Source organism: Alphaproteobacteria bacterium LSUCC0396 (assembly GCA_041228345.1).
Taxonomy (GTDB): Bacteria; Pseudomonadota; Alphaproteobacteria; order Puniceispirillales; family Puniceispirillaceae; genus UBA3439.
Genome location: CP166131.1, coordinates 2,458,705 through 2,481,928, shown reverse-complemented (window position 1 = coordinate 2,481,928; position 23,224 = coordinate 2,458,705). Strand labels below are relative to the sequence as shown.

The following is a 23,224-nucleotide window of genomic DNA, read 5'->3' as shown; positions in this document are numbered from 1 at the left end:
GCCACGCTAATCATCTTTGATCAGCCGCTTACCAAGCAAGTGAACAGGCTCAATCGCATAACCAAGCTGCTGATAAAACGACACCACACGGTCATTATCTTGCCGGACGCATAAATTAATTTTTGGACAGCCAATTGATATCAAAAAACGGTCTGCTTCGGCCATCATCGCCTTGCCATAACCAACCGCAGAATAATCCGGATCAATCGCAAGGTAATTGATACTGCCGCGATGCCCATCATAGCCAATCATGACCGAAGCAATCAGGCGGTGCGCAACATGACCAACCAGAAATTTTCCGTTTTTATCAGTGTTTTTCCGAATGATATCAATCGCCGGATTGTTCCAGCTACGGGTTAGGCCGCAACGCTGCCACAGCGCGATGACCGCCTCACTCTGATCATCCAAAAAATCAGAAATAATCAATTCAGACATAAGCCTTACCCCAGAAATTAATAATCATTCGGCGAGAACAGCGATATCTGATTAGATTTATACCGTCATTTTCGCCCCAGATCATTTGTGTGATATCAGCTTTTAATCCGCAACTCAAAGCATCAAAATTTTCAACCGGTCGGGTATCAACCAGTCGGGTATCAACCAGTCGGGTATCAACGGGTCGGGTATCAACGGGTCGGGTATCAACGGGTCGGGTATCAAAGGGTCGGGTATCAACGGGTCGGGTATCAAAGGGTCGGGTGTCAACGGGTCAGATATTAACGGGTCAGGGCGGCGCACCATGCGTCAATCTTGACCGCGCGCGCCATTCCCGCGTTTGCCGGCGATGTGGATGGCAGATGGATGATTTCAATTTCGCCGAGGCCAGTATTTATGCCAAGGCCAGTATTTGGTGGCGCGTCACCAAAGCTGGGCATCACAAGCCGCTGCCAGTAATTGAACGCGGTACTGCCATTCAGGCAAATTCTTTCAATCTGCGGCTGGGTTTTCAATAAGTGCACAAAATCATTGCATTGCGCGCCTCGTATCGTCGCATCAGATGATGCATGGCGGCTGCAGGTGGCCAGCACATCCCACAAGCCGACATTGACGCGATAAAGGGCAGACAGCCGCGCTTGATAGGGCAGATCTCGGTCAATCCCAAATGCCGTTTCGACACAGTCCCAGAATAAATTGCGGGGATTTGCATAATATTCGACCGCACGCAATGACAGGGTTCCGGGCATGCTGCCAAGCACCAGAATACGGCATTGCTCGCCAATTTGCGGATCAAGGCCACTGGCTAACGTCTGACGCGGCATCGCCTCTCCCTTGAAGTAGTCAATACACGGTAATTTAGGCATTTCCCGTTAGGCATCATGATTCAAAAAAATTACTTTCAAAATATTGTTTTTATTTTATTTATTAATTTTAAACTAATTTTTAGTTAACATATGGAAATAAAATTTTCATTTATAAAAAATTTATATTTATTTCAATATTTTACCTATTAATCTTTCATCCAGAACAATAAGCCCAATGGTGATAATCAGCAAACCTGCCACTTCATTGACGGTAACAGTCTCACCAAATAACACAGAATTCGCCAGAATTGATGATGGCGGGATAATAATCGTGCAGATTAATAGGTTTCCAGCGCCTGTTCTCTCAAGAATTTTAAAATAGAGAAAATAGGCCATCACCGAACATAACAAAGCAAATGCAACCGAATATTGAATAAGGCGCCAATCCAATAGTGCAAATTCATCAAAATGCCAATTGAAAGCATAGGGCGATAGGATAACAGCGCTCATCGTCAGCATACCGGTTGCCGCAATCATTGGCGGCATGCTCGCCAACCGCCATTTCCCCCAGATACCGGCAAACGCATATGACACTGTCGCCAATAGAATGAGATATTTCCCAATCGTTCCATCATATATTTGGAAAACAGACTGATATCCAATTGCCACCACAACACCCGCAACGCCTATCAATGCCCCGACAACGCGGTTTAGCGTTAATGTTTCATGCGGCAATAAAAAAGCCGCCAACATTATCGTCACAAAGGATGTATTTGCATTCAAAATGGACGCAAGCCCGCCAGTTGTTGTTTGCTGGCCAACGGTGATCAACAGAAACGGAATAACATTGTTCAACAATGCCATGACAGACAGGTTGAAAATATTTCTTGTCGTAAATTCGAAAGGCACGCGCTTAATCACAACAAAAGCCAGCAAGAACAGCGCCCCAATTGCCACCCTTAGATAGACGATCATAAACGGGCAAAGATAGGCCAAAAGCAATTCAACAAAGACAAAGCTCATCCCCCACAAAACACCAAGAGATATGACCAAAGCCCAATCTTTGTTTTTCATCGAGACGACCTGATCATCGGGAATGAGCGCATGAAAAAAGGGCGCGGGATGTAATTGATAGTTTCATCCTATCCTCTATACCATGCTTAAGCTAATCATTCACGCCTCTTTCCGGCGTCCGCAAACACTGGTCTCGTCGCACTGGCCTCGTCGCACTGGCCTCGTCGCACTGGCCTCGTCGCACTGGCCTCGTCACACAGACATTGCGCGGGCAACCAAATAATCGTTCAACAAATCGGCTAAAGAAATGGTAAAACAGCATAAAAAGGCCAAGAGGCCGTGGAAATTGAGGCCGTGGAAATTCTTTTTTAAGGACTATACTTTATGGAGACCGCAGAATGACATTAATTCGCGCTTTGAATGAGAGGGATTTTGATGATTGGTTGGATGTTTACCGCTTTTACGCTGAACATTACGACCTAGATCTAACCGATGATGGCATTGCAAAAACATGGGCGTGGCTGATGGATGTAAACCACCCATTAACCGGCATTGTGGCAGAGGATAGGGGCTGTTTGATCGGCCTTGCGCATTACCGCGCGATGCCAAGCCCGTTAAGGGGCGCATATCTGGGGTTTCTGGATGATTTGGTGGTAAGGCCTCAAGACAGAGGCAGTGACGCAGCAAAATTGCTATTGGACGCGTTAAAGGCGATTGGCAAAAAACAGGAATGGGCAAAAATCCGGTGGATTACACGAGACGATAATTATCGTGCCCGCGCGCTTTATGACAAAATTGCCACAAAAACAAACTGGGCGATGTATGAGATGGACATTGATTGCTAGTGCCAGATGGGGCGTTGATCCGGCATTTTATGTCAATACGACAGCTGCTCAATCACCCATGCGGCGTCTCCATCACTTGGAAACACAGGATAATGGACGCTAACCACTTCATTATTATCAGCAATCATTGTAACTCTTTTCAACAAGCGCACACCGTTAACCTCAAAAGTTGGAAGTGTCATCGCTTCACAGAACTTAAAATTGGCGTCGCTTAGAACCAAAAATGGTAGGTGAAGCCGTTCCGCCATCTCTTGCTGATATTCGGTATTCTGTGTGCTCAAGCCAAAAACATCGGCACCCAAAGCGGATAATTCAGCATGGTGGTCTCTGAATGAACAGCTCTGCGGCGTGCAACCACGAGCACCGGGGATTTCATCCCAACCGTCTGGCAACGGAACGCCGGGTTTTCCGGTCATGGGATAGCAATAAATAACAGTCTTTCTGGATTGCGCGGACAAGTTCACAATGCTTCCATCAGTTGCGACTAAATCAATATTTGGAAGTTTAGTGCCGATCAAATGGTCGCAAGCACCATCATCAACGGGTCTCGGCAGGTCGTTTGGCATCGTATCGTATGCGCTCATTTCAATCTTCTGACATTATTGGCGTTGCGAAAACGGCTATCTGTAATTTCCCAGTTTCACAGCCGGGCATATACTGTCACCGTGCCCATAGAATATATTTCTTTTGCAGCAGCGAAAAGACATAAATAGCCGTCATTTCATGCCCTGTAGGCGGTGCGTAACCTGCAAGCCGGCAGGCTGGGAACTATTCCACTGTCACGGATTTTGCCAGATTGCGTGGTTGATCGACATCAGTGCCTTTTTCAACCGCGGTTAAATAGGCCAGAATCTGTGCCGGTATCGCCAGCAGGATTGGCGCCAATAGCGGGTCAACACTTGGCACAGTCACAACTGCGCTGGCGTAATCCACCTCATCGGCAGCCCGCGCCTCGGATAAAAGGATGATTTTGCCGCCGCGTGCACTGGCCTCGTGAAGGTTGCTGCTGGCCTTTGTCATCACCGTATCAGCCGCCAGTAGCGCAACGACTGGCAAGCCGTCTTCGATCAGCGCAATCGGGCCATGCTTCATCTCGCCAGAGGCAAACCCCTCGGCGTGAATATAGCTAAGCTCCTTCAGCTTTAACGCCCCCTCAAGCGCCAGCGGATACAGCGCGCCACGCCCCAAATACAACGCCGATTTTGCCTGCGATAACTGATGTGCAACCGGACGGATCGAATCAAACAGTCCGAGCGCCTTGCCAACCAGCCCGGGCAGACCCTGAATTTCGGAGTGAATAGCCTCAGCTCTGGCGGTATCAATCTGTCCCTTGGCCCGGGCTAGCGCCACCGCAAAACATATTAAAACGGTTAATTGCGCGGTAAAGGCCTTGGTGCTGGCAACACCAATTTCCGGCCCTGCCCGCGTCGGTAAAACCGCATCGGCTTCACGCGCAATCGTGCTGTCTGGCACATTCACCAATCCGATGGTTTTCAACCCAGATTTGGCCGCGTGGCGCATCGCCATCATTGTATCGAGGCTTTCACCAGATTGGGAAATCGCAATCGCTGTATCAAAAGGGGCTGTTGCCGGTTGGCGATAATGATATTCCGATGCCACCTCGCAGGCCACCGGCACACCGGCCAGCGACTCAATCCAATAGCGGGCAATCTGTGATGCGTAATGGCTGGTGCCAGCCGCAACCATGACGATGCCGTCAATCGACCGCAGCTCATCATCGCTCATCTGTGCCGTTAACCTGCCAGACTCATCCGTCATTGCCGCCAGCGAATGGGCAATAGCGTCAGGCTGTTCATGGATTTCCTTTTCCATGTAATGACGATAGCCGCCCTTATCGACCAGACCCGGGCTTGCCGAGACAATTACTGCCTCGCGGTTCACCGGCACCCCATCAGCCTGATAGACTGACACGCCATCGGCACGAACCAGCGCATAATCATGGTCTTTGAGATAAACAACTTTGCGCGTCAGGTGCGATAGCGCAATCGCATCAGACCCGACATAACACGCCGTATCACCAATCCCGAGAGCTAGTGGCGAGGCATTTCGCGCCACAATCAGCATATCAGGATGGTCGATCGACATCATTGCAAACGCATAGGCACCATCAATTTCAGCAAGCACTTGGCGCGTTGCCGCCGCCGGATCAAGCCCGGCATCCAGTGCCTCGACAAACAAATGTGCCAGAACTTCAGAATCTGTATCGCTGGAAAATTTATACCCTACCGCTTCAAGGCGGCTGCGAATGGTGCGATGATTTTCAATAATGCCATTATGCACAATCGCAACCCGGCCAGCGGCCACATGCGGGTGCGCATTTTCGGTTGAAACACCGCCATGGGTGGCCCAGCGCGTGTGACCAATCCCGACATCGCCCATCAGCGGCGATGCCCTCAGCGCCTTGTCGAGATTTACCAGTTTGCCAACCGCACGTTTTAGCGCGATCACCCCCTCATTAATCGTTACGATGCCCGAACTGTCATAGCCGCGATATTCAAGACGTTTCAGCGCATCAAGAAGCACCTCACTACATTGTTTATGCCCAACTGCGCCAACAATTCCGCACATTAGATCGCCTCTTTCATTATCGCACCGTCGGTATAAATGGCGCAGGGTTACGCCAGCCTGTTAATGCTGCGAGGTTAACCGCTTTAACCACCGCCTAGTATCTGATCTTTTCTCGCATTGTGATAGATATATTTTGACAGGATTGAAAGGCAGGAACAGGTTTTTTTTGTGTTTTCTCCGATTTTGAGCGGAAAAGCGGACAGCGATAACGCAAATGTTTGGCATTAACCGGTATTTGCGATTATAAATTTGCCATGGAAATTGCTGCTATCATTCTTGCTGCTGGAAAAGGCACACGCCTTAATTCCTCATTACCAAAGCCGCTTCATCAAGTCGGTGGAAGACCGATGCTGGCCTGGTCTCTTGACGCAGCCAAAGCGGCATCAGCAACCCAAATTATCACCGTTCTGCCAAAAGGATCGGACGCGATTATCAAATGGCTTGATGGTCATGATAGCTGTGTCCAAGACCCGCCAATGGGAACCGGTCACGCTGTTCTGTCCGCCCGCGGCACCCTAGACGGTTTTTCCGGCATTGCCTTAATCATGTTTGCCGACACACCGCTGGTGACAGCGCAAACGCTGTCAAGCCTCGCCGCGGCAATTACTGATGGCGCCGATATTGCGGTTCTTGGGTTTGAGGCATCGGATCCGGCCGGTTATGGCAGGCTGATAACAACAGATAATCATCGGCTTGACCGGATTGTCGAACATAATGATGCGACTGAGGCCGAACGCGCTGTCACGCTGGTGAATGGCGGCGTTATGGCGGTGCGCTGTCCGCTGCTGTTTGATCTTCTTGAGAAGGTCATTCCGGATAATGCGAAAGGCGAGATTTACCTTACCGACATCGTTCATCATGCCAATGCGCAAGGGCTTAACGTGACCTTTCGGACCACTGATGAGGCCGAAATTGCTGGCGTCAACAGCCGCCAAGACCTTGCCCATATCGAGACCATTTTACAAAAACGGCTGCGTGCGTCAGCTATGGAACAGGGCGTCACCCTACACGCCCCTGAAACCGTGTTCCTGAGCGCCGATGTCAGCTTTGGCCGTGATGTTATTATCGAGCCGCATGTGGTGATTGGTGCTGGCAGCGTCATTGGCGAGGGCAGTATAATCAAATCCTTTTCGCATATCGAAGGCGCGACGTTGGGTGCCTGCTGCATCATTGGGCCTTATGCGCGGCTGCGTCCCGGCACCAATGCTGATGAGGGTGTAAAAATCGGTAATTTTGTTGAAACCAAAAAGGTAAATATCGGGGCTGGCAGTAAGGCAAATCATCTGACCTATATCGGCGACACGACAATTGGTGCCAACGCAAATATCGGTGCCGGCACGATTACCTGTAATTATGATGGCTTTGGAAAATTTAAAACGCTGATCGGTGATGGTGCCTCGATTGGTTCAAACACAGCACTTGTTGCACCGGTCAGCATTGGCGCCGGCGCTATCATTGGGGCGGGCAGTACCATCACCGCCGATGTTCCCAGCAACGCCATTGCCACGACGCGCAGTGCGCTCGATGTTCGCCATGATGCGGCAACCCGCTATCGCCATATCCGCAGTAATGAGCCGCAATAGCCGTCCAGACCACTCATAAGCCACTGTAAAGGTGAATTTGATTATATGAACGTTAACATTGCCAACGCTGCAAAGCTTATCTGCGCGATGCAATCCAAAACAGTGCTTGTTCTTGGTGACGTGATGCTTGACCGTTTTGTCGATGGCGCCGTAACACGCATTTCGCCCGAAGCACCAGTGCCAGTCCTTGGTCAAAGCCGCGTTCATCAAATGCCGGGGGGCGCTGCCAATGTTGCCTGCAATCTGGCGCAATTAGGGCTGCGGGTGCATTTAATTGGCGTTTGCGGCACTGATGCAGCGGGCGCCGACTTAGCCGGTGAATTGGCCGCTCATCCAGCAATTTTTTATGATTCGATTGAACTGGACAGCAGGCCAACCAGCCTAAAAACACGGTTTCGTGCTGGCGGCCAGCAGATTCTGCGCGTCGATGATGAAATCACCGATGATATTGATACCGCCGCCGCTAAAGAGTTTCTAAACCGCGCGCTGGCTGCAATGGATGGCGCCGATCTGGTGGTGATCTCCGATTATGCCAAAGGGGCTTTGCCACTATCACTGCTGGCAGAAATCATAAGCGGGGCAAAAGCCAGCGGTAAAACAATCATCGCTGATCCGAAACGAGCTGATGTTTCGGCCTATGCCGGCGTTGATTTATTAACGCCCAATCTGGCTGAATTGCAAAACAGCACAAAACACGCGCTAACCTCGATTGAAGCGATCGGCAAGGCGGCAAGCAACCTTACAAAAGATATGGGATTTGGCAGCGTTCTGACAACCTTGAGTTCGCGCGGCATGATGCTGAGCAAGCCCGATGGAACCCAGTTCCACGATCCGGCGAGCGCGCGTGATATTTTCGATGTGTCTGGTGCTGGTGATACCGTGGTAGCAAGCGTGGCCGGCGCACTGGCCGCAGGTGCTTCGCTTGAGGATGCGGTGCGCCTTGCGAATCATGCCGCCGGAGTTGCCGTTGGCAAATCCGGAACCGCGATTGTGGCACCGGGTGAGATTCTTGCACATTTAGGCAGTATACCGCCTGCAACTGACTGGCCTGAAATTGCCACGCAATGCACGACCTGGCGTGATGGTGGTGATAAAATCGCCTTTGCCAATGGCTGTTTTGATTTATTGCATCCGGGTCATATCTATCTATTAGCCAAAGCGGCCACAACCGCTGACAGGCTGGTGATCGGGTTGAACGGTGATGCGTCTTTGCGCCGCCTAAAGGGCACAGAGCGCCCCCATCAGCCAGCCGAGGTTAGAAGCGCCGTTCTTGCCGCATTGCCCTTTGTCGACGCTGTAGCAGTGTTTGACGAGGATACGCCGTATGATCTGATCGCAACGCTACAACCAGATATCATCATTAAGGGCGGCGATTATCAAGCAGATGCGGTTGTTGGCGCCGATATTGTGACAGCACGCGGCGGCAAGGTCGTGATCATCCCAACATTAGACGGGCATTCGACCAGCAAATTGATCAAGACATAACGAGTGGTCAAGACATAACGAAAGCGGCGCGCCCTGCCCTTTGCCAAGCGCGCCGCCTTTTCCAGTGATCAATATTGCACAGTTGCCGTCCGATTAATCGATTTTCTGATTTTCCCAGTGCGGCATATCTTGCCCCTGCAGTATCGCCTCGAATGAACGCAAACGCTTGTAAATCGAAATCAACTCGACAATCGTCGGCCAGCTGCGAACCAGAAACTGCAGCGATGACTCGACCCGGCCAAAGGCGCGCACAATCTGTTGCATCACGCCAAGAGTGATCGCACCGGCCGCGATCGTTGGTCCTAGTGCGACATAAGGGACAAGTACACCAGCCTGCAGGTAGGAAATCTTGGCAACGTCAAAATAGAGATAATGGAAGAACAGGCGGAAATAATTCTTCCGCACATTGCCAAAAAACTCGGTGACTGTCGGTGGATTGATCCGGTCTGGATCGTCCTCGCCATAGACGAGTTCTTTCCGGTATGCAGCCTCGACGACCTGATTATTGAATTCCAGCCCCGGCAGTTTAAAGCCGACCGCGGCCAGAACAACCGTGCCGAACAGCGCAAACACAATCGCAACATAAACAAGCGAGTAGTCAATCTGCCCAAAAAATGGCAATTCGGTAACGTTCTTTGACAAGCCCCAAAGGATCGGCAAAAACGCAAATAGCGTCATGACCGAGTCTAAAAACGCGGTACCCAACCCTTCCATAATCGCGGCAAATCTCTTCGTATCTTCTTGAACGCGCTGAGAAGCACCCTCAATCCGGCGCAGTTTTTCCCAGTTGGCTGTGTAGAAATCATTCATCGCAGTACGCCAGCGGAACACCCAGTGTTTTGAGAAAAAGCTTAGCAATGTTGCGACCACAACATAGACACCAGCAATTTTGAAGAAACTGAGCAAAGCACCGTAGAATTCGGCCTGTGTTACCGCGTTTGGTGCTGATAGCGCCTTTTGCACCATGTCGTAGAACTCGCCAAACCATTTATTGATCATCACATCAACCTGCACCTGATAATAGGTACCGCCAACAATCACAATCATGCCAAGCCAAGCCCAAAGCACCCATCGCCGTGATCTGAAAAAAGACGAAAACATTTCAATCCCTCACTATTTAAAGCGGTTACGCGCATCTGCAATTGCCGTTTTTGCAGTGCCGCCGTTTATATTTGATACACCTAAATTAAAACAAATGCGCTGCCAATCGTTAAAGCGTGCGCTCGCGCCGGTCATGCACGATGGCGCTGGCGACAATCCCAAAGCCGATAAATACGGTCAGCATTGACGTACCACCATAGGAAATCAGCGGTAATGGCGCCCCAACCACCGGCAATAAACCGGTAACCATCGCCACATTTACGAACATATAGAAAAACACCATCATACCAATGCCGACACAAGTCAGCTGAGCAAAACGGCTTTTCACCCGATAGCTGATCCGCAGAATTGCGATCGTCAACAGCAGATAGATTAGCAGGATGAAAATATTTCCGGCGAAGCCAAACTCCTCGCCGATCATGGTGAATACGAAATCAGTCTGTTTTTCGGGAAGATAATTCAACTGGCTTTGGCTTCCCATCAAGAACCCTTTACCAAAGACCCCGCCAGAGCCAAGCGCAATCTTCGACTGGGTAATCTGATAGCCTGCCCCTAAAAGGTCGGACTCAGGGTTAAAAAACGTCATCACCCTCGCCTTTTGATAGGCATGAAGCTGCAACCACAGCAATGGTACGGCCGCAAGCACTGCAGCGATCGAACCTAACACATAGCGCCACGGCAAACCGGCAGAAAACACCACGGCAAGCCCGCCAAACAATAGCATCAATGCCGTACCAAGGTCAGGCTGTTTCATAATCAACGCAAATGGGATCCCGATGATCACAAAAGCCGGCAAATACCATATAAAACTGTGCATTCTATCATGCGACTGGCTGCCAAAATAACGTGCCAAGGCCAATATGACGGCTATCTTTGTCGGTTCTGATGGCTGGAAATTTACCCCGCCGATGCTGATCCAGCGCGACACCCCTTGCCCGGTGCCGATGATCATTACCGCCAGCAGAACCAGAATTGCTGTGGCTAAGAATACATATGACATCCGCCTTATAAAGCCGAAATCAACAAAGGCAATGCCAACCACAAGCGCCATGCCAATCGTCGCCCGAATTGCGTGGCGTCCGGCCCATGGCTGCCAAGACCCTTGTGACGCTGAATAGAGGGCGAGCGATCCCACCAACACCAAAACGCCAGCGAGCAGCAACAGATGCCATGGGATACGTAGCAGGGTTTTGAGACCAGTCATATCTATCCTTGTTCCTGCATTAATTTTGTGAGGATATCTCGGGCAACAGGCGCGGCGGTGGATGATCCACTGCCCCCATGTTCGACCACTACCGAAATGGCATAGCGCGGCTGTTTTACCGGCGCATATGCAACAAACAGCGCATGGTCGCGTTCTGCCCATGGCCGGTCAATATTGCTGACAATGCCCTCTTCACGCTGGGCTTTGGTAATGCGCTTGACCTGCACAGTGCCGGTTTTTCCGGCCATCCCGCCAAATGAGGCCTCTAGATCATATTTACGCGCGGTGCCAAGCCCGCCTTTCATCACCTCAAACATCCCTTGACGGATAATCGAAAGGGCGCCGGGATCAACGTCCAATGGCGCAAAGGCTGGCGGCGTATCGCCGGGTGATTTTACCAAACTGGGTGTGACTGCGTGCTTGCCATTGGCAATGCGCGCCGTCATCACCGCCAATTGCAGAGGCGTTGCCAGCACATAGCCCTGTCCGATTGACGAGACCACGGTTTCACCCGGCGTCCAAACCTTGCCAAGGTTGGCTAATTTCCATTCATGGCTGGGAATAATGCCCTGTTTTTCACCCGGAAGACCAAGCCCGGTCACCTCACCTAGACCCAACCTGTGCGCCATATTCTTGATTTTTCGAATCCCGGTTTTCAGCGCAACTTCATAGAAAAACACGTCACATGATTGTTCAAGCGCCGAGATAATATTCATTACCCCATGACCCTCGTCACGCCAGCAATGAAACCTCGCATTGCCAAGCTGCATGTCACCAGAGCAATTAAACTGGGTCTTACTGGAAATCACCCCAGTCTCAAGCGCCGCAAGCCCTACCACCATTTTAAATGTCGAACCGGGGGCATATTGACCGGCGGTCACGCGGTTTAACAATGGCTTTCTTGGATGCGCATTGAGCCGGCGCCAATCGCGGGTCAACAATCTGCCGGTGAACAGGTTTGGATCAAACATCGGCGCCGAGACAAGCGATATGATTTCGCCGCTATAGATATCCATGACAACCACTGCGCCAGACTCCGGTGGTACAAGCCGATCTTTCTCATCGCGCAAAATAAGGCTGTCGCCAAGCACGATATGCGCCTTTAAGTCATCATCCTTTGCCAGCGCGCGTTGCACGTCAGCCGAACCCATTTCAACAGGTTTCAGCTGGCCGCGTCGCAGGATTTCAGCCGAGTGCAGCTGCAACCCGACATCAATTGAAAGCTGCAAATCCTTGCCCGAAATTGCCCCCACATCACGCAACACGCGAATTGGCTGTCCCTTGGCATTAACCTCGATACGCTCGCGCCCCGGAATTCCGCGCAAATTCTGTTCATGGGCCAGTTCGATCCCATTTTTACCAGTCCCAAGATGCGGTGTTTTTTCCAGCGCCTGATTACGCACAATTTCACGCGCCGTGATCGGCGAGACATAGCCAGTTACATGACAGGCGAGCGAGCCTTGCGGATAAATCCGCCGCAATGACTTGCCAAAACTAACCCCGCTTAATAAAGGGCTTCGCACGGCAAGCCGCGCAAGTTCGCGTTGCGAGAGATCATCTCGTACAATGATATCATGAAATGATGGGCCTTTGCGCGCTGCGGCAAACACCTCATCAATTTGCTTTTGGGTTAAATCAACGATCTGCCCAAGCGCCGCCAAGGTCTGTTGAAGGTCATCAACATAAAGCGGCGTAATATAGAGCTGAAAAGACTCTGCATTGCCGGCGAGCAACCGCATCTCGCGGTCAAAAAGCCGCCCCCTTGTCGGTGCGACAATCCGTAGATCAAACTGATTACGGTCTGATAACCGCCGATAACGATTATTTTCGGCAACTTGTAACTGAAATAGCCGTGCGCCCAAAATACTGGTCAACACCACCGCCCCACCGCCAAGCAATAGTCCACGGCGGCTCATGGTGCGGCGCAAATCTTTTGTTTTATTACGGCTCATCAGACTATTTTCACCTTCTGTAAAAGACGATGAATGGTGAAAATGATTACAAATCCAATCGGGAATAATATCAACGTTGCTCCAAGCTGGAACAGAATTGGGCTTAATGCAGGAATCCTAAAATTAAGAGCTGAAAATAACAAAAGCTGGAACAATGAGACCGCCGCACAGCTAACTGCAAAATCCAACCAGAGCTGGCCGAAATCGCTTTGCTGGAGCCGGACGAGGCGATGCTGCATGACATAGGTCAGCAGCAAAAAGGCGGTTGCCCGCCCGCCCAAAAGATCGGACAACAGAACATCACCAACGATCCCCATCAAAAATATGACAAAAACCGGCATATATTTATCGTGATATATGATCATATAATAGACGAAGATCAGCGACAGAACCGGCGCCGCACCATAAAAAAACGGCCATTGCGCAACCCCCAATTCCAACAAAACAAGGATCATGCCCACGACGCCGGCGAGAAACTGCAAGGGAAAATCCGATTGAAAATCGGCTCGTTCAAAATAAGACCGCTGATCCTTCATCGGCGTTGCCCCGATGAATCCAGGCCTTCAAGCAGCCGGGTCGTGTCATCAATCTGCAGCGGTGTATAGAAATCAGCCAGATCTAGATTGCTGTTATCAATCCCTTCAAGCCCGCCAGTCAAAACTGAAACATAGCTGAGATTGCGCAGGTCAACTGCAGGGCGAACCCTTATTGTGCCATCCTCGATCTGATCAACCCGTCCCACCGGCAAGCCATTTGGCAAAACCCCTCCATGCCCTGAGGTCAGGACCAGTTCGCCAATCTTTGGCTGCGCTTCGTCGGGCAGAAACTGCAAATCCAGAAACTGGCCGTTTTGGCCGACGGTCAATCCGGGCCAAGATGATGATGATAGGATAACCGGTATACGCGCATTGATGTCGCTGATCATCAAAACCCGCGCATAAGCACGGCCAACATCAATCACAATACCGACCAAACCATCGGCGGTAACCACGGGATTCCCCCTTACGATGCCCTCTTCACTGCCAATAGCGATCAACACCGTATGGGCAAACCCGCCACCAGGGGCAGTCACCGCACGGGCGGTAATCGGGGTTCGGTTTTCAATCGTGGCCGCACCGGTAACGCTCCGCAATTGGCGGTTTTCGCTTTCCAGAATTTCGGCGCGGCGACGCCACCGTTTCAGCAAGTCATTTTCGCCCTGCAACCGGACATTTTCAGCGCGCAAGGATGCAACAGTTCGCACCCCCTCTACCATCGTTTCAATGCCACGGATTGGCGCTGAGACGAAATCGATGACCGGTGCTAGAAAATCACTGCTTCCCATACGAATATTACGCAAGGCAGATAAATCCGCCTTGCCAAGAAACATCAGAGAAAAACTCAAGAGAATAAGGACGCCATGAATGATACGGCGTTGTCTGATTCTGGCTTTATCAGACACGCGCATCGCGGTCTCCTTGCCTAGGCCCCGATCAGGACGTTCCGAAGGGTTTTCAATTCCTCAAGACACCGTCCTGTGCCAAGCGCAACGCAGCTAAGTGGATCCTCGGCAATTGAAATTGGCAGGCCTGTTGCATCGCGCAATACACCATCAATATCGCGCAGCAGCGCCCCGCCTCCGGTCATCACAATACCTTTTTCAACGATATCAGCCGCCAATTCAGGTGGGGCCTGTTCAAGCGCCATTTTCACCCCTTCAACGACTTGGCGCACAGGATCGGAGATCGCTTCTGCCACCTGTGCTTCGGTAATGGTGATTTCCTTGGGCACACCATTCACCAGATCACGGCCTCGAACATCAATCTTATTGCCACTGCTCTTTTCCGGCTTGCGGGCAACACCGATGCTTTTCTTAATGCGCTCGGCAGTGGCCTCACCAATCAAAAGATTATGCGTGCGGCGCATATAGGCGATGATCGCTTCATCAATCTTGTCACCGCCAACCCGAACCGAATGAGCAAAGACGATATTGCCAAGCGAGAGAATCGCAACCTCGGTCGTACCTCCACCGATATCAACCACCATCGAGCCTGACGGCTCGGTTACCGGCAGATTGGCACCAATCGCCGCGGCCATCGGCTCTTCAATCAAAAAGACACGGCGCGCGCCAGCGGCCTCGGCTGATTCCTGAATGGCACGCCGTTCAACCGCAGTCGAACCAGATGGCACGCAAACGATAACCTGTGGGCTGGCGAACGACATACGGCCATTCACCTTGCGAATAAAATGTTTGATCATTTCTTCGGCGACTTCAAAATCGGCAATCACACCATCGGCCATCGGGCGGATCGCGCGAATATTGCCCGGCGTCTTGCCAAGCATAACCTTGGCTTCTTCGCCAACAGCCAGAACCTGAGTCTTGCCCCTGATTTCTGCCATCGCAACAACTGATGGCTCGTCCAGAACAATGCCTCGCCCTTTCACGTAGACCAGCGTATTTGCAGTTCCTAGATCAATACCAATATCAGCCGAGAAAAGACCAAGAATTGCGCCAAACATATTGCATCTCCAAATTTCAGCCGCTGGTTAGGGCGAAGCGTCTTTTATGCGGATAATCAGGATGATAACCGCGAGTAACGTAAAGGGCCAAGCGGCCCTTTACGTCATAGATTATCATTACATCAACAAAGTGGCAAAAACTAGTTCTTTGCCTTGTCGACCAGACGGTTTGCACCGATCCATGGCATCATCGCGCGCAATTCTGCGCCAACCTGCTCGATTGGGTGTTCGGTATTCCGGCGACGAATGGCCTTAAAGCTGGTCTGACGCGCTTTGTTCTCAAGCATCCAGTCACGGGTAAAGTGACCAGCCTGAATATCTTCAAGAACGCGCTTCATCTCGGCCTTGGTCTCATCGGTGATAATCCGTGGGCCAGTGACATATTCACCGTATTCGGCGGTATTTGAGATTGAGTAATTCATGTTGGCGATACCACCTTCATAAATCAGATCCACAATCAGTTTGACTTCGTGCAGACACTCAAAATAGGCCATTTCAGGCGCATAGCCTGCTTCGACCAATGTCTCAAAACCAGCCTTGATCAATTCGCAAAGGCCGCCGCAAAGAACTGCCTGCTCGCCGAACAAATCGGTTTCACACTCTTCTTTGAATGTGGTTTCGATGATACCTGAACGGCCACCACCAACAGCAGAGGCATATGAAAGACCAATTTCATGCGCATTTCCAGATGAGTCCTGATGCACAGCGATCAGGCAAGGAACACCGCCACCTTTTACATATTCTGAACGAACAGTGTGGCCCGGGCCCTTTGGGGCAACCATGAAAACGTCAATGTCAGTCCGCGGCTCGATCAGGTTGAAGTGAACATTCAAACCATGCGCAAAAGCAATCGCTGCACCCGGACGGATATTTTCAGCGATTTCATCAGCATAGATATCGGCCTGCAATTCGTCAGGGGTCAGCATCATGATGACATCGCCCCATTTTGATGCTTCAGCAACATCCATGACCTTGAAACCGGCATCGCGCGCTTTGGCGCGGCTTGACGAGTCCGCCCGCAACGCAACAGCAACTTCAGCAACGCCACTATCTTTCAAGTTTGCTGCATGAGCATGACCTTGGCTGCCATAACCAACAATAACAACCTTCTTTTTCTTGATCAGCCCAACATCGGCATCACGATCGTAATAGACACGCATTGACAGTTTTCTCCTCATTTGACGGCTGATCCGGTGCTGACCCTAATGCCAGATACTCATGACCATCCTATTTAAATATAACATCGCACCCCAACTGTGGCGGTGTGATCCAGACCCTTTGCGTAAATTCGCTAATTCCGGCGTTTTATTTAGCCGTTAAATCGATCCGGTTGCCGCGTGAAATAGCCGAAACACCGGTCCGCGCGATCTCCACATCACCAAGCGACTGCATCAAATCAATGAAGGCAGCAACCTTTGACGAATTTCCTGTCACCTCAAATACAAAACTATCTAGTGTGCTGTCTAGTGTTCTTGCACGGAAAGTATCAGCGATCCGTAATGCCTCAATCCGGTTATCACCATCATTGATGATTTTTACCAAGGCCAATTCACGTTCAATGGCGGCACCCATTTCGGTCAAATCACAGACCGAATGGATTGGCACCAGACGCGATAGCTGTGCCTTGATCTGTTCAATCACCATTGGCGTTCCAGACGTTACAATCGAAATCCGTGACAGGCCGCGGTTCCATTCAACCTCGGCAACGGTCAGGCTTTCAATATTGTAGCCACGCCCAGAAAACAGCCCGATCACCCGTGCCAGTACGCCCGGCTCGTCATCCACCAAAACCGAAATAATATGGCGTTCAACTATTTCATTAATGCTCATGTCGATAAAACTCCTTAATGGCCAGTCTAAACCAGCACCATACCCTCTTCGGAAATTGGCTTGGTAGCCTGATCTGCAGGCCCCAAAAGCATTTCATTATGCGCAGCCCCTGATGGGATCATCGGGAAGCAGTTTTCTTCTTTGGCGACGCGGATATCGGCAATGACCGGCCCCGGTGTTGCCAGCATTTCGGCAATTACACCATCCAGATCGTCTGGCTTTTCGGCAACTAGCCCGACCATGCCAAAAGTATCAGCCAGCTTGCGGAAATCGGGCAATGAGGCACTGTATGACTCGGAATAGCGACCACCATGGATCAATTCCTGCCACTGCCGCACCATTCCCATCCACTCATTGTTGATGATGAACATCTTTACCGGCAGGTTATATTGCGCCAAGGTCGACAATTCCTGCATATTCATCATAAACGAGGCTTCGCCAGCAATATCAATGACTAATGCGTCAGGATGAGCCACCTGCACCCCTAGCGCGGCTGGCAGGCCATACCCCATCGTGCCGAGCCCGCCTGATGTCATCCAGCGGTTTGGCTTTTCAAAATCGTAATATTGCGCCGCCCACATTTGATGCTGGCCGACCTCGGTCGTGACGTAGGAATCATGATCTGAGGTCATCTCACATAGCCGCTTGATGGCGTGCTGCGGCTTGATAACGTCAGCGCCCTGATCAAACCCAAGACAATTGATTTTTTGCCAGCTTTTGATCTGTTTCCACCATTTTGCCAGTGATGCCTCATGCGGGGCAAAAGATTGCACCTTCATTTCAGCAATCAGCATTTCCAGAACGATCGTCGCATCACCAATGATTGACAGGTCAACCTTGACGTTCTTATTCACCGATGACGGATCAATATCGATATGGATTTTTTCTGATTTCGGCGCAAACCCGCTGATTCGGCCGGTCACGCGATCATCAAAACGTGCGCCGATATTCAGCATGATATCGCAATCATGCATAGCCCAGTTCGCCTCATAGGTGCCATGCATCCCCAGCATCCCAAGAAAATGCTTGTCTGATGCAGGCAAAGCGCCAAGACCCATTAAGGTCAGGGTCGTCGGCCACCCGGTCATATCAACCAGTTGCTGCAACAATGCCGATGCTTTTGGCCCTGAATTGATGATCCCGCCACCGCCATAGATAATCGGGCGTTCGGCGCGTTTCAGCATAGCCACAGCCGCCTTGATCGCCTCGGCATCGGGGCGGGTTTGCGGCGCGTAACGTTGTTTTGCCACTGCGGCAACGCCGTCAGTTTTATACCCATACTCGCCCATCAGAATGTCTTTTGGCAGATCAATCAGCACCGGGCCAGGCCGGCCTGACCGCGCGACATGGAACGCCTCGGCAACGGTTTGCTGCAGAACGCTCCCGTCTTTCACCAGATAATTATGCTTGGTGCAGGCGCGCGTGATGCCGGTTGTGTCGGCCTCTTGAAACGCATCATTACCAATCAGATGCGTCGGCACTTGACCGGTCAGGCACACCACCGGAACCGAGTCCATTAACGCATCGGTAAGGCCGGTCACCGCATTGGTTGCCCCCGGCCCAGATGTCACCAGCACCACACCAACCTTGCCAGTTGAGCGCGCATAGCCCTCGGCAGCATGAACCGCTGCTTGCTCATGGCGCACCAAAATATGTCTGATTTTGTTATTTTTGAATAAGGCGTCATAGATCGGCAGCACCGCACCGCCCGGATAGCCAAAAATCACCTCAACACCCTCATCTTCGAGCGTCTTTAGAAGGATTTCCGCACCAGCTAACGCCAGCACACCATTTTTTGATGCCGCCTGCTTGCGGTCTGTGGGGGCAGATTTCGCCATTATCGTGTTTCCCATAAATTTAATACATTCGTCGCACTAAGTCCGCCGACCGTCCAAATCACGCCCAGCGCATCTAAAAAGACACTGCCATCAGCCTTGTAAAACAGGTTGCCATGACACGCTATCAAGTGCCACGTCATCACTAAATCCTTAATTTCAAGGGAACAGCTTAGTTTATTGGAATGTAGTGCCAGTTTTTGACCGAAGGGTCAACCATTTTTAGCGAATAAGTGCAAAGATATTTTCGAAAAAACTTTCCGATAATTTCTTATCAAGGGTAATTTGCGTATTATAATTATTCCGGAGCCATGTCATCTGCCGTTTTGCGTAATGGCGACTATCGCGCTTGGCAACATAGGCGGCCGCATCAATCGTCATTGACTGGTCAAGAACAGATTTTAACGCCGACACGCCAAGTGCCTTCATCAGCGGCAATGACGGATCAAGCTGGCGCTGGTAAAGCTGGCGCACCTCATCCATCGCGCCTTGTTGCAGCATCTGATCAAAACGCGCATCAATCCGCTGATACAAACATTCTCGCGGCGGTAACATCGCCAGCTTTACCGCTCTGCCGGGCAAAGCGCCTTGATGCGGTGCCGCCTGCCATTGCCCAAGCGGTGTTCCGGTCGCACTCCAAACCCCCATGGCGCGAATAAGCCGTTGACTATCACCATCGGCAAGTCGCCCCGCCACCACCGGATCATGAATTGCGAGGCGCTGGCGAAATGCAACACCACCAATTTGACGGTAAAGCGCGACGCAATCGTCATGGATTGGTTTGGGCACATCGGGGATTGGCGCAATCCCCTTGATTGCCGCATCGAGATACATTCCGGTTCCACCAATAATAATTGGCAGTTTTCCACGCCCGCGCACCACCGCCATCGCCGTTGCTGCCAAATCCAGCCACTCAGCAACCGATGCCCGGTGCGCACCATCCAAGACACCATAAAGATGATGCGGAACCTCTTGCATGTCAGCCGCCGACGGGCGCGCCGTTAAAATTGAGAGATCAGCATAAAGCTGCATCGAGTCAGCGTTGATGACCTCGCCATCAAGTCGCGCCGCCAGATCAACCGCTAGCTGTGATTTACCTGATGCAGTTGGGCCGGCAATCATGATATAGCTGGTGTCAGTCTCGTTTTTCAGGGCATTTTGCGCTGTATTTGACAATAGTTTACTCCAATTAGCCGCTTGGCGGCAGGCGACTGCACTATGCATCATGCACTTGTTTTTTCAACCTCCAAACACCCATCATCTGCCAGTGATGCCGCATCATGGCTGGCAAATCTGGCAGATCATTATGGCTTTTTACAGCCAGTCGAACCGCCGCATTGGCTGCATCGGGGCTATGCCGCCCAGTTGATTTGTGATCCAGATGCCAGTTTTGACGCGGCGGGTCTGCCGCATAATTCAGAATTTCAGGCCTTGCGCAGCCGTGCAGCCCAACTGGGGCTAGATGTCAATATAATTCCCCTTGCCGGCCGCCGCAAACAAATGCTGATTGCCGATATGGACAGTACGATTATTGCCAGTGAGTCACTGGATGATCTTGCAACGCTTGCCGGTCTTGGCGACGCGGTCACGGCCATTACCCAACGCGCGATGGCGGGCGAAATTGACTTTGAAGAGGCGTTGTTTGAACGTGTTGCAATGCTGGCAGGAAAGCCCAGCAGCCTGTTTGACCAGTTGATTACGACAGCCACCCCGACATCAGGCGCGATAGACCTTGTCCAAACGATGCGCGCCAATGGCGCCAAATGCTATCTCGTATCTGGCGGATTTGACGTCATCACTGGCCCGGTTGCGGCCTTATGTGGATTTCATGACAATCATGCCAATCATATGCATATTGCAGATGGAAAAATTTTGGGAACGGTGCAAACACCCGTTCTCGACCGTAACGCCAAGGCAGGGTATCTGGCGCATTATTGCGCGCTTCACGGCATCACCCCCAGTGATGCGGCAACGATTGGCGATGGCGCAAATGATCTTGCCATGCTGCAAGCCGCGGGGATGGGGGTCGCATTCGAGGGCAAGCCACTGCTTTTGAGCGAGGTTGCAATCCAGTTAAATCACACTGACCTGAAAGGGCTTTTATACCTGCAAGGCTATCAAGACAGCGATATTGTTCACGCCTTAGCGTCGCGCTGACAGATATTTGCCATTTATGCCATCAAACAGGAAAAGGGGCCGAAATCCGGCCCCTTTTTGGGTGCAATGGCAATAGCACTCACATCAGCGCGGGCGCATTTTTTGCACCGCACTTGGCAGGTTTGGGGTTTGCCTATTTCTTGGCAAAGCTAATCTGGATAAAGCGTTCACGGCCCTCGCGCTCGATCAGGATCAAAATTCCTGGCCGGCCGCCCTGTTCCGCATCCTCAATATCCTTGGCAAGCTCGGCCACCCCGACAACGGGACGTTGACCAAAACGGCGCAGGATATCGCCCACCTGAAGCCCTTTATCGGCGGCCGGACTGCCAGCAATCACCTCGCTGACAACGATCCCAGTTTTCTCCGCATCAAGCCCCATTTCACCGGCAAGTTTCGGCGTTAGGCTCTGAACGGAAAAGCCAAGGCTACCAAAGCTTTGCTTGTTCTGCTCACCCTCTTTTTTACCACCGCCGGCAAGGCCGACAAGTTCGGCCTTTTCCAGCTCGCCAAGGGTAATCTGAACGGTTTTTGCCTTGCCCTGACGGAATAGTTCGACATCAACCTTTGTACCAATATCGGTTTCCGCAACAATGCGCGGCAGATCACGCATCTTGTCGATGAGCTTGCCATCAAATTTCAAGATCACGTCACCCGGTTGAACGCCGCCTTTGGCAGCAGGGCTGTTTTCGTTGATCGATGACACCAAGGCACCAGCCGCATCTTTCAGACCAAGCGATTCCGCAATGTCAGGCGTTACTTCTTGAATAAACACACCAAGCCAGCCGCGGCGTGTCTGGCCAAATTCAACAAGCTGGCTTGCCACGCGTTCGGCTAGGTTTGATGAAATCGCAAAGCCAATGCCCACTGAACCGCCTGATTGTGAATAGATTGCGGTATTAATACCGATCACCTCACCCTCGACATTAAACAAGGGACCACCCGAGTTGCCGCGGTTGATCGAGGCATCGGTCTGGATGAAATCATCATAAGGGCCGTTGCCAATATCGCGCCCACGGGCCGAGACAATCCCTGCCGTTACCGTGCCGCCGAGGCCAAACGGATTACCGATCGCCAGCACCCAATCACCAACCCGCAAATCATCTGAATTGCCAAAAGCAACCGCTGTTAGCTTGGTTTCACCCGGTTCAATCTTCAAAACCGCAATATCGGTTTTTTTGTCCTGACCCAGCACCTTGGCGGTAAAGCTGGTCTCATCGGCAAGAATAACGCGAATTTCCTCAGCATTCTCGATCACATGGTAATTGGTGACGACAATACCCTCGGCATCAATAATAAAGCCCGACCCAAGTGACTGTGACTTGCGTTGGCGGTTATTATCACCAAAGTTTTTAAAGAATTCTTCGAATGGTGACCCAGGCGGGAATTGCGGCATATCTGCACTCGGCCCGTCATTTACGATGGTCGTTGTCGAAATATTCACCACTGATGGCGATAGTTTTTCAACCTGATCCGCAAAAGAATTTGGGCGTTCTGCCGCCGAGATACCAACCGACACGAACATGATTGTAAAGGCAACGGCAAGCGATACCAGAACATCCGTGCGCCAATGAGGCAAACGCCTTCGACTTAGAGGTTGCTGGATTGGCTGCAACAGTCTGACAAGCATAATAAACACTCCCTTAGGGCAATGAGGTCAATTTAAGATGACAATAACCACCCGCAAATACGGGTAATGACTGTCTAAAGACATGCCGTAACAGCATGACCAAAAAAAGGCAGCTTCGTGTTCATTTCGGCTCATTCCATAAACGCCGCTGAAACAAGACCCCAAACAAGGCGAATGACCCCACGAAACAACCTGTAAAAAAAGGGCCGACCACACTGACTAGTTAGATATGAACGTCTAACCCGCCACGCAACCAGCCCCC

Annotated in this window: 21 protein-coding genes; 4 read left to right on the top strand and 17 right to left on the bottom strand. The window is 51.2% G+C overall.

Features of this window, described 5'->3' with window-relative positions:
- Positions 1 to 6: 6 nt before the first annotated feature.
- From AB8881_11745 to AB8881_11735, 3 genes are all read right to left on the bottom strand, one after another.
- Positions 7 to 435 (bottom strand): GNAT family acetyltransferase, encoded by a 429-nt coding sequence (locus AB8881_11745; GenBank protein ID XDZ63204.1) that lies wholly within the window; start codon positions 433 to 435, stop codon positions 7 to 9.
- A gap of 281 nt (positions 436 to 716) precedes the next feature.
- The gene (locus AB8881_11740) at positions 717 to 1,259 is read right to left on the bottom strand and encodes a DNA-deoxyinosine glycosylase (GenBank protein ID XDZ63203.1); all 543 of its coding nucleotides are present in this window, start codon (positions 1,257 to 1,259) and stop codon (positions 717 to 719) included.
- 168 nt (positions 1,260 to 1,427) lie between these two features.
- A complete protein-coding gene (locus AB8881_11735) occupies positions 1,428 to 2,315 on the bottom strand; it encodes a DMT family transporter (protein ID XDZ63202.1) in 888 nt (295 codons plus the stop codon).
- Positions 2,316 to 2,653: 338 nt separating this feature from the next.
- Here AB8881_11735 and AB8881_11730 point away from each other — a divergent pair, with 338 nt between their 5' ends.
- Positions 2,654 to 3,100: an N-acetyltransferase family protein gene (locus AB8881_11730; protein ID XDZ63201.1), complete on the top strand. Its 447-nt coding sequence runs from the start codon at positions 2,654 to 2,656 to the stop codon at positions 3,098 to 3,100.
- 32 nt (positions 3,101 to 3,132) lie between these two features.
- Here AB8881_11730 and AB8881_11725 read toward each other — a convergent pair whose 3' ends face one another.
- Positions 3,133 to 3,684 carry a peroxiredoxin gene (locus AB8881_11725; GenBank protein XDZ63200.1) on the bottom strand — a complete coding sequence of 184 codons (552 nt, stop codon included), beginning with the start codon at positions 3,682 to 3,684 and terminating at the stop codon, positions 3,133 to 3,135.
- Positions 3,685 to 3,868: 184 nt separating this feature from the next.
- Positions 3,869 to 5,689 (bottom strand): glutamine--fructose-6-phosphate transaminase (isomerizing), encoded by a 1,821-nt coding sequence (gene glmS, locus AB8881_11720; protein XDZ63199.1) that lies wholly within the window; start codon positions 5,687 to 5,689, stop codon positions 3,869 to 3,871.
- 218 nt (positions 5,690 to 5,907) lie between these two features.
- Between glmS and glmU the strand changes: the two genes are divergently transcribed.
- Positions 5,908 to 7,272: a bifunctional UDP-N-acetylglucosamine diphosphorylase/glucosamine-1-phosphate N-acetyltransferase GlmU gene (gene glmU, locus AB8881_11715; GenBank protein XDZ63198.1), complete on the top strand. Its 1,365-nt coding sequence runs from the start codon at positions 5,908 to 5,910 to the stop codon at positions 7,270 to 7,272.
- A 45-nt stretch (positions 7,273 to 7,317) separates the two neighbouring features.
- Positions 7,318 to 8,757, top strand: a complete 1,440-nt coding sequence (locus AB8881_11710; GenBank protein XDZ63197.1) for a PfkB family carbohydrate kinase — start codon at positions 7,318 to 7,320, stop codon at positions 8,755 to 8,757.
- 93 nt (positions 8,758 to 8,850) lie between these two features.
- Here the strand turns inward: AB8881_11710 and AB8881_11705 are convergent, their stop codons facing one another.
- The 11 genes from AB8881_11705 to miaA form a co-directional block, all read right to left on the bottom strand.
- Positions 8,851 to 9,858, bottom strand: coding sequence for a putative transporter (locus AB8881_11705; protein XDZ63196.1), 1,008 nt, complete (start codon positions 9,856 to 9,858; stop codon positions 8,851 to 8,853).
- 109 nt (positions 9,859 to 9,967) lie between these two features.
- Complete coding sequence (gene rodA, locus AB8881_11700) at positions 9,968 to 11,062, bottom strand: rod shape-determining protein RodA (protein ID XDZ63195.1); 1,095 nt, start codon at positions 11,060 to 11,062, stop codon at positions 9,968 to 9,970.
- Positions 11,063 to 11,064: 2 nt separating this feature from the next.
- Positions 11,065 to 13,014 (bottom strand): penicillin-binding protein 2, encoded by a 1,950-nt coding sequence (mrdA, locus tag AB8881_11695; protein XDZ63194.1) that lies wholly within the window; start codon positions 13,012 to 13,014, stop codon positions 11,065 to 11,067.
- On the bottom strand, positions 13,014 to 13,550 hold the full coding sequence (gene mreD, locus AB8881_11690; protein ID XDZ63193.1) for a rod shape-determining protein MreD: 537 nt from the start codon (positions 13,548 to 13,550) through the stop codon (positions 13,014 to 13,016). Before mreD ends, mrdA begins: the two co-directional genes overlap by 1 nt.
- A complete protein-coding gene (gene mreC / locus AB8881_11685; protein XDZ63192.1) occupies positions 13,547 to 14,461 on the bottom strand; it encodes a rod shape-determining protein MreC in 915 nt (304 codons plus the stop codon). Before mreC ends, mreD begins: the two co-directional genes overlap by 4 nt.
- A gap of 14 nt (positions 14,462 to 14,475) precedes the next feature.
- The gene (locus AB8881_11680) at positions 14,476 to 15,513 is read right to left on the bottom strand and encodes a rod shape-determining protein (GenBank protein XDZ63191.1); all 1,038 of its coding nucleotides are present in this window, start codon (positions 15,511 to 15,513) and stop codon (positions 14,476 to 14,478) included.
- A gap of 140 nt (positions 15,514 to 15,653) precedes the next feature.
- The gene (gene ilvC, locus AB8881_11675) at positions 15,654 to 16,673 is read right to left on the bottom strand and encodes a ketol-acid reductoisomerase (protein XDZ63190.1); all 1,020 of its coding nucleotides are present in this window, start codon (positions 16,671 to 16,673) and stop codon (positions 15,654 to 15,656) included.
- A gap of 145 nt (positions 16,674 to 16,818) precedes the next feature.
- Positions 16,819 to 17,343: an acetolactate synthase small subunit gene (gene ilvN, locus AB8881_11670; protein ID XDZ63189.1), complete on the bottom strand. Its 525-nt coding sequence runs from the start codon at positions 17,341 to 17,343 to the stop codon at positions 16,819 to 16,821.
- Between the two features lie 26 nt (positions 17,344 to 17,369).
- A complete protein-coding gene (locus AB8881_11665) occupies positions 17,370 to 19,181 on the bottom strand; it encodes an acetolactate synthase 3 large subunit (GenBank protein ID XDZ63188.1) in 1,812 nt (603 codons plus the stop codon).
- On the bottom strand, positions 19,181 to 19,321 hold the full coding sequence (locus AB8881_11660) for a hypothetical protein (protein XDZ63187.1): 141 nt from the start codon (positions 19,319 to 19,321) through the stop codon (positions 19,181 to 19,183). The genes AB8881_11665 and AB8881_11660 overlap by 1 nt, the downstream gene beginning before the upstream one ends.
- Before the next feature lie 79 nt (positions 19,322 to 19,400).
- Positions 19,401 to 20,354, bottom strand: coding sequence for a tRNA (adenosine(37)-N6)-dimethylallyltransferase MiaA (miaA, locus tag AB8881_11655; GenBank protein XDZ63186.1), 954 nt, complete (start codon positions 20,352 to 20,354; stop codon positions 19,401 to 19,403).
- Positions 20,355 to 20,396: 42 nt separating this feature from the next.
- On the opposite strand from miaA, the gene serB reads away from it, so the two are divergent.
- Positions 20,397 to 21,335, top strand: a complete 939-nt coding sequence (gene serB / locus AB8881_11650) for a phosphoserine phosphatase SerB (GenBank protein ID XDZ63185.1) — start codon at positions 20,397 to 20,399, stop codon at positions 21,333 to 21,335.
- 133 nt (positions 21,336 to 21,468) lie between these two features.
- Here serB and AB8881_11645 read toward each other — a convergent pair whose 3' ends face one another.
- Complete coding sequence (locus AB8881_11645) at positions 21,469 to 22,962, bottom strand: DegQ family serine endoprotease (protein ID XDZ63184.1); 1,494 nt, start codon at positions 22,960 to 22,962, stop codon at positions 21,469 to 21,471.
- Between the last annotated feature and the right edge of the window lie 262 nt (positions 22,963 to 23,224).

Bases quoted from the DNA above. Each gene is read 5' to 3' on its own strand.
- mrdA (XDZ63194.1), bottom strand. From the start codon at position 13,014: ATGAGCCGTAATAAAACAAAAGATTTGCGCCGCACCATGAGCCGCCGT.
- ilvC (XDZ63190.1), bottom strand. From the start codon at position 16,673: ATGCGTGTCTATTACGATCGTGATGCCGATGTTGGGCTGATCAAGAAA.
- mreC (XDZ63192.1), bottom strand. From the start codon at position 14,461: ATGCGCGTGTCTGATAAAGCCAGAATCAGACAACGCCGTATCATTCAT.
- AB8881_11645 (XDZ63184.1), bottom strand. From the start codon at position 22,962: ATGCTTGTCAGACTGTTGCAGCCAATCCAGCAACCTCTAAGTCGAAGG.
- ilvN (XDZ63189.1), bottom strand. From the start codon at position 17,343: ATGAGCATTAATGAAATAGTTGAACGCCATATTATTTCGGTTTTGGTG.
- AB8881_11680 (XDZ63191.1), bottom strand. From the start codon at position 15,513: ATGTTTGGCGCAATTCTTGGTCTTTTCTCGGCTGATATTGGTATTGAT.
- AB8881_11705 (XDZ63196.1), bottom strand. From the start codon at position 9,858: ATGTTTTCGTCTTTTTTCAGATCACGGCGATGGGTGCTTTGGGCTTGG.
- AB8881_11665 (XDZ63188.1), bottom strand. From the start codon at position 19,181: ATGGCGAAATCTGCCCCCACAGACCGCAAGCAGGCGGCATCAAAAAAT.
- AB8881_11740 (XDZ63203.1), bottom strand. From the start codon at position 1,259: ATGCCGCGTCAGACGTTAGCCAGTGGCCTTGATCCGCAAATTGGCGAG.
- AB8881_11725 (XDZ63200.1), bottom strand. From the start codon at position 3,684: ATGAGCGCATACGATACGATGCCAAACGACCTGCCGAGACCCGTTGAT.
- AB8881_11730 (XDZ63201.1), top strand. From the start codon at position 2,654: ATGACATTAATTCGCGCTTTGAATGAGAGGGATTTTGATGATTGGTTG.
- AB8881_11660 (XDZ63187.1), bottom strand. From the start codon at position 19,321: ATGACGTGGCACTTGATAGCGTGTCATGGCAACCTGTTTTACAAGGCT.
- AB8881_11735 (XDZ63202.1), bottom strand. From the start codon at position 2,315: ATGAAAAACAAAGATTGGGCTTTGGTCATATCTCTTGGTGTTTTGTGG.
- serB (XDZ63185.1), top strand. From the start codon at position 20,397: ATGCATCATGCACTTGTTTTTTCAACCTCCAAACACCCATCATCTGCC.
- rodA (XDZ63195.1), bottom strand. From the start codon at position 11,062: ATGACTGGTCTCAAAACCCTGCTACGTATCCCATGGCATCTGTTGCTG.
- glmS (XDZ63199.1), bottom strand. From the start codon at position 5,689: ATGTGCGGAATTGTTGGCGCAGTTGGGCATAAACAATGTAGTGAGGTG.
- AB8881_11710 (XDZ63197.1), top strand. From the start codon at position 7,318: ATGAACGTTAACATTGCCAACGCTGCAAAGCTTATCTGCGCGATGCAA.
- AB8881_11745 (XDZ63204.1), bottom strand. From the start codon at position 435: ATGTCTGAATTGATTATTTCTGATTTTTTGGATGATCAGAGTGAGGCG.
- mreD (XDZ63193.1), bottom strand. From the start codon at position 13,550: ATGAAGGATCAGCGGTCTTATTTTGAACGAGCCGATTTTCAATCGGAT.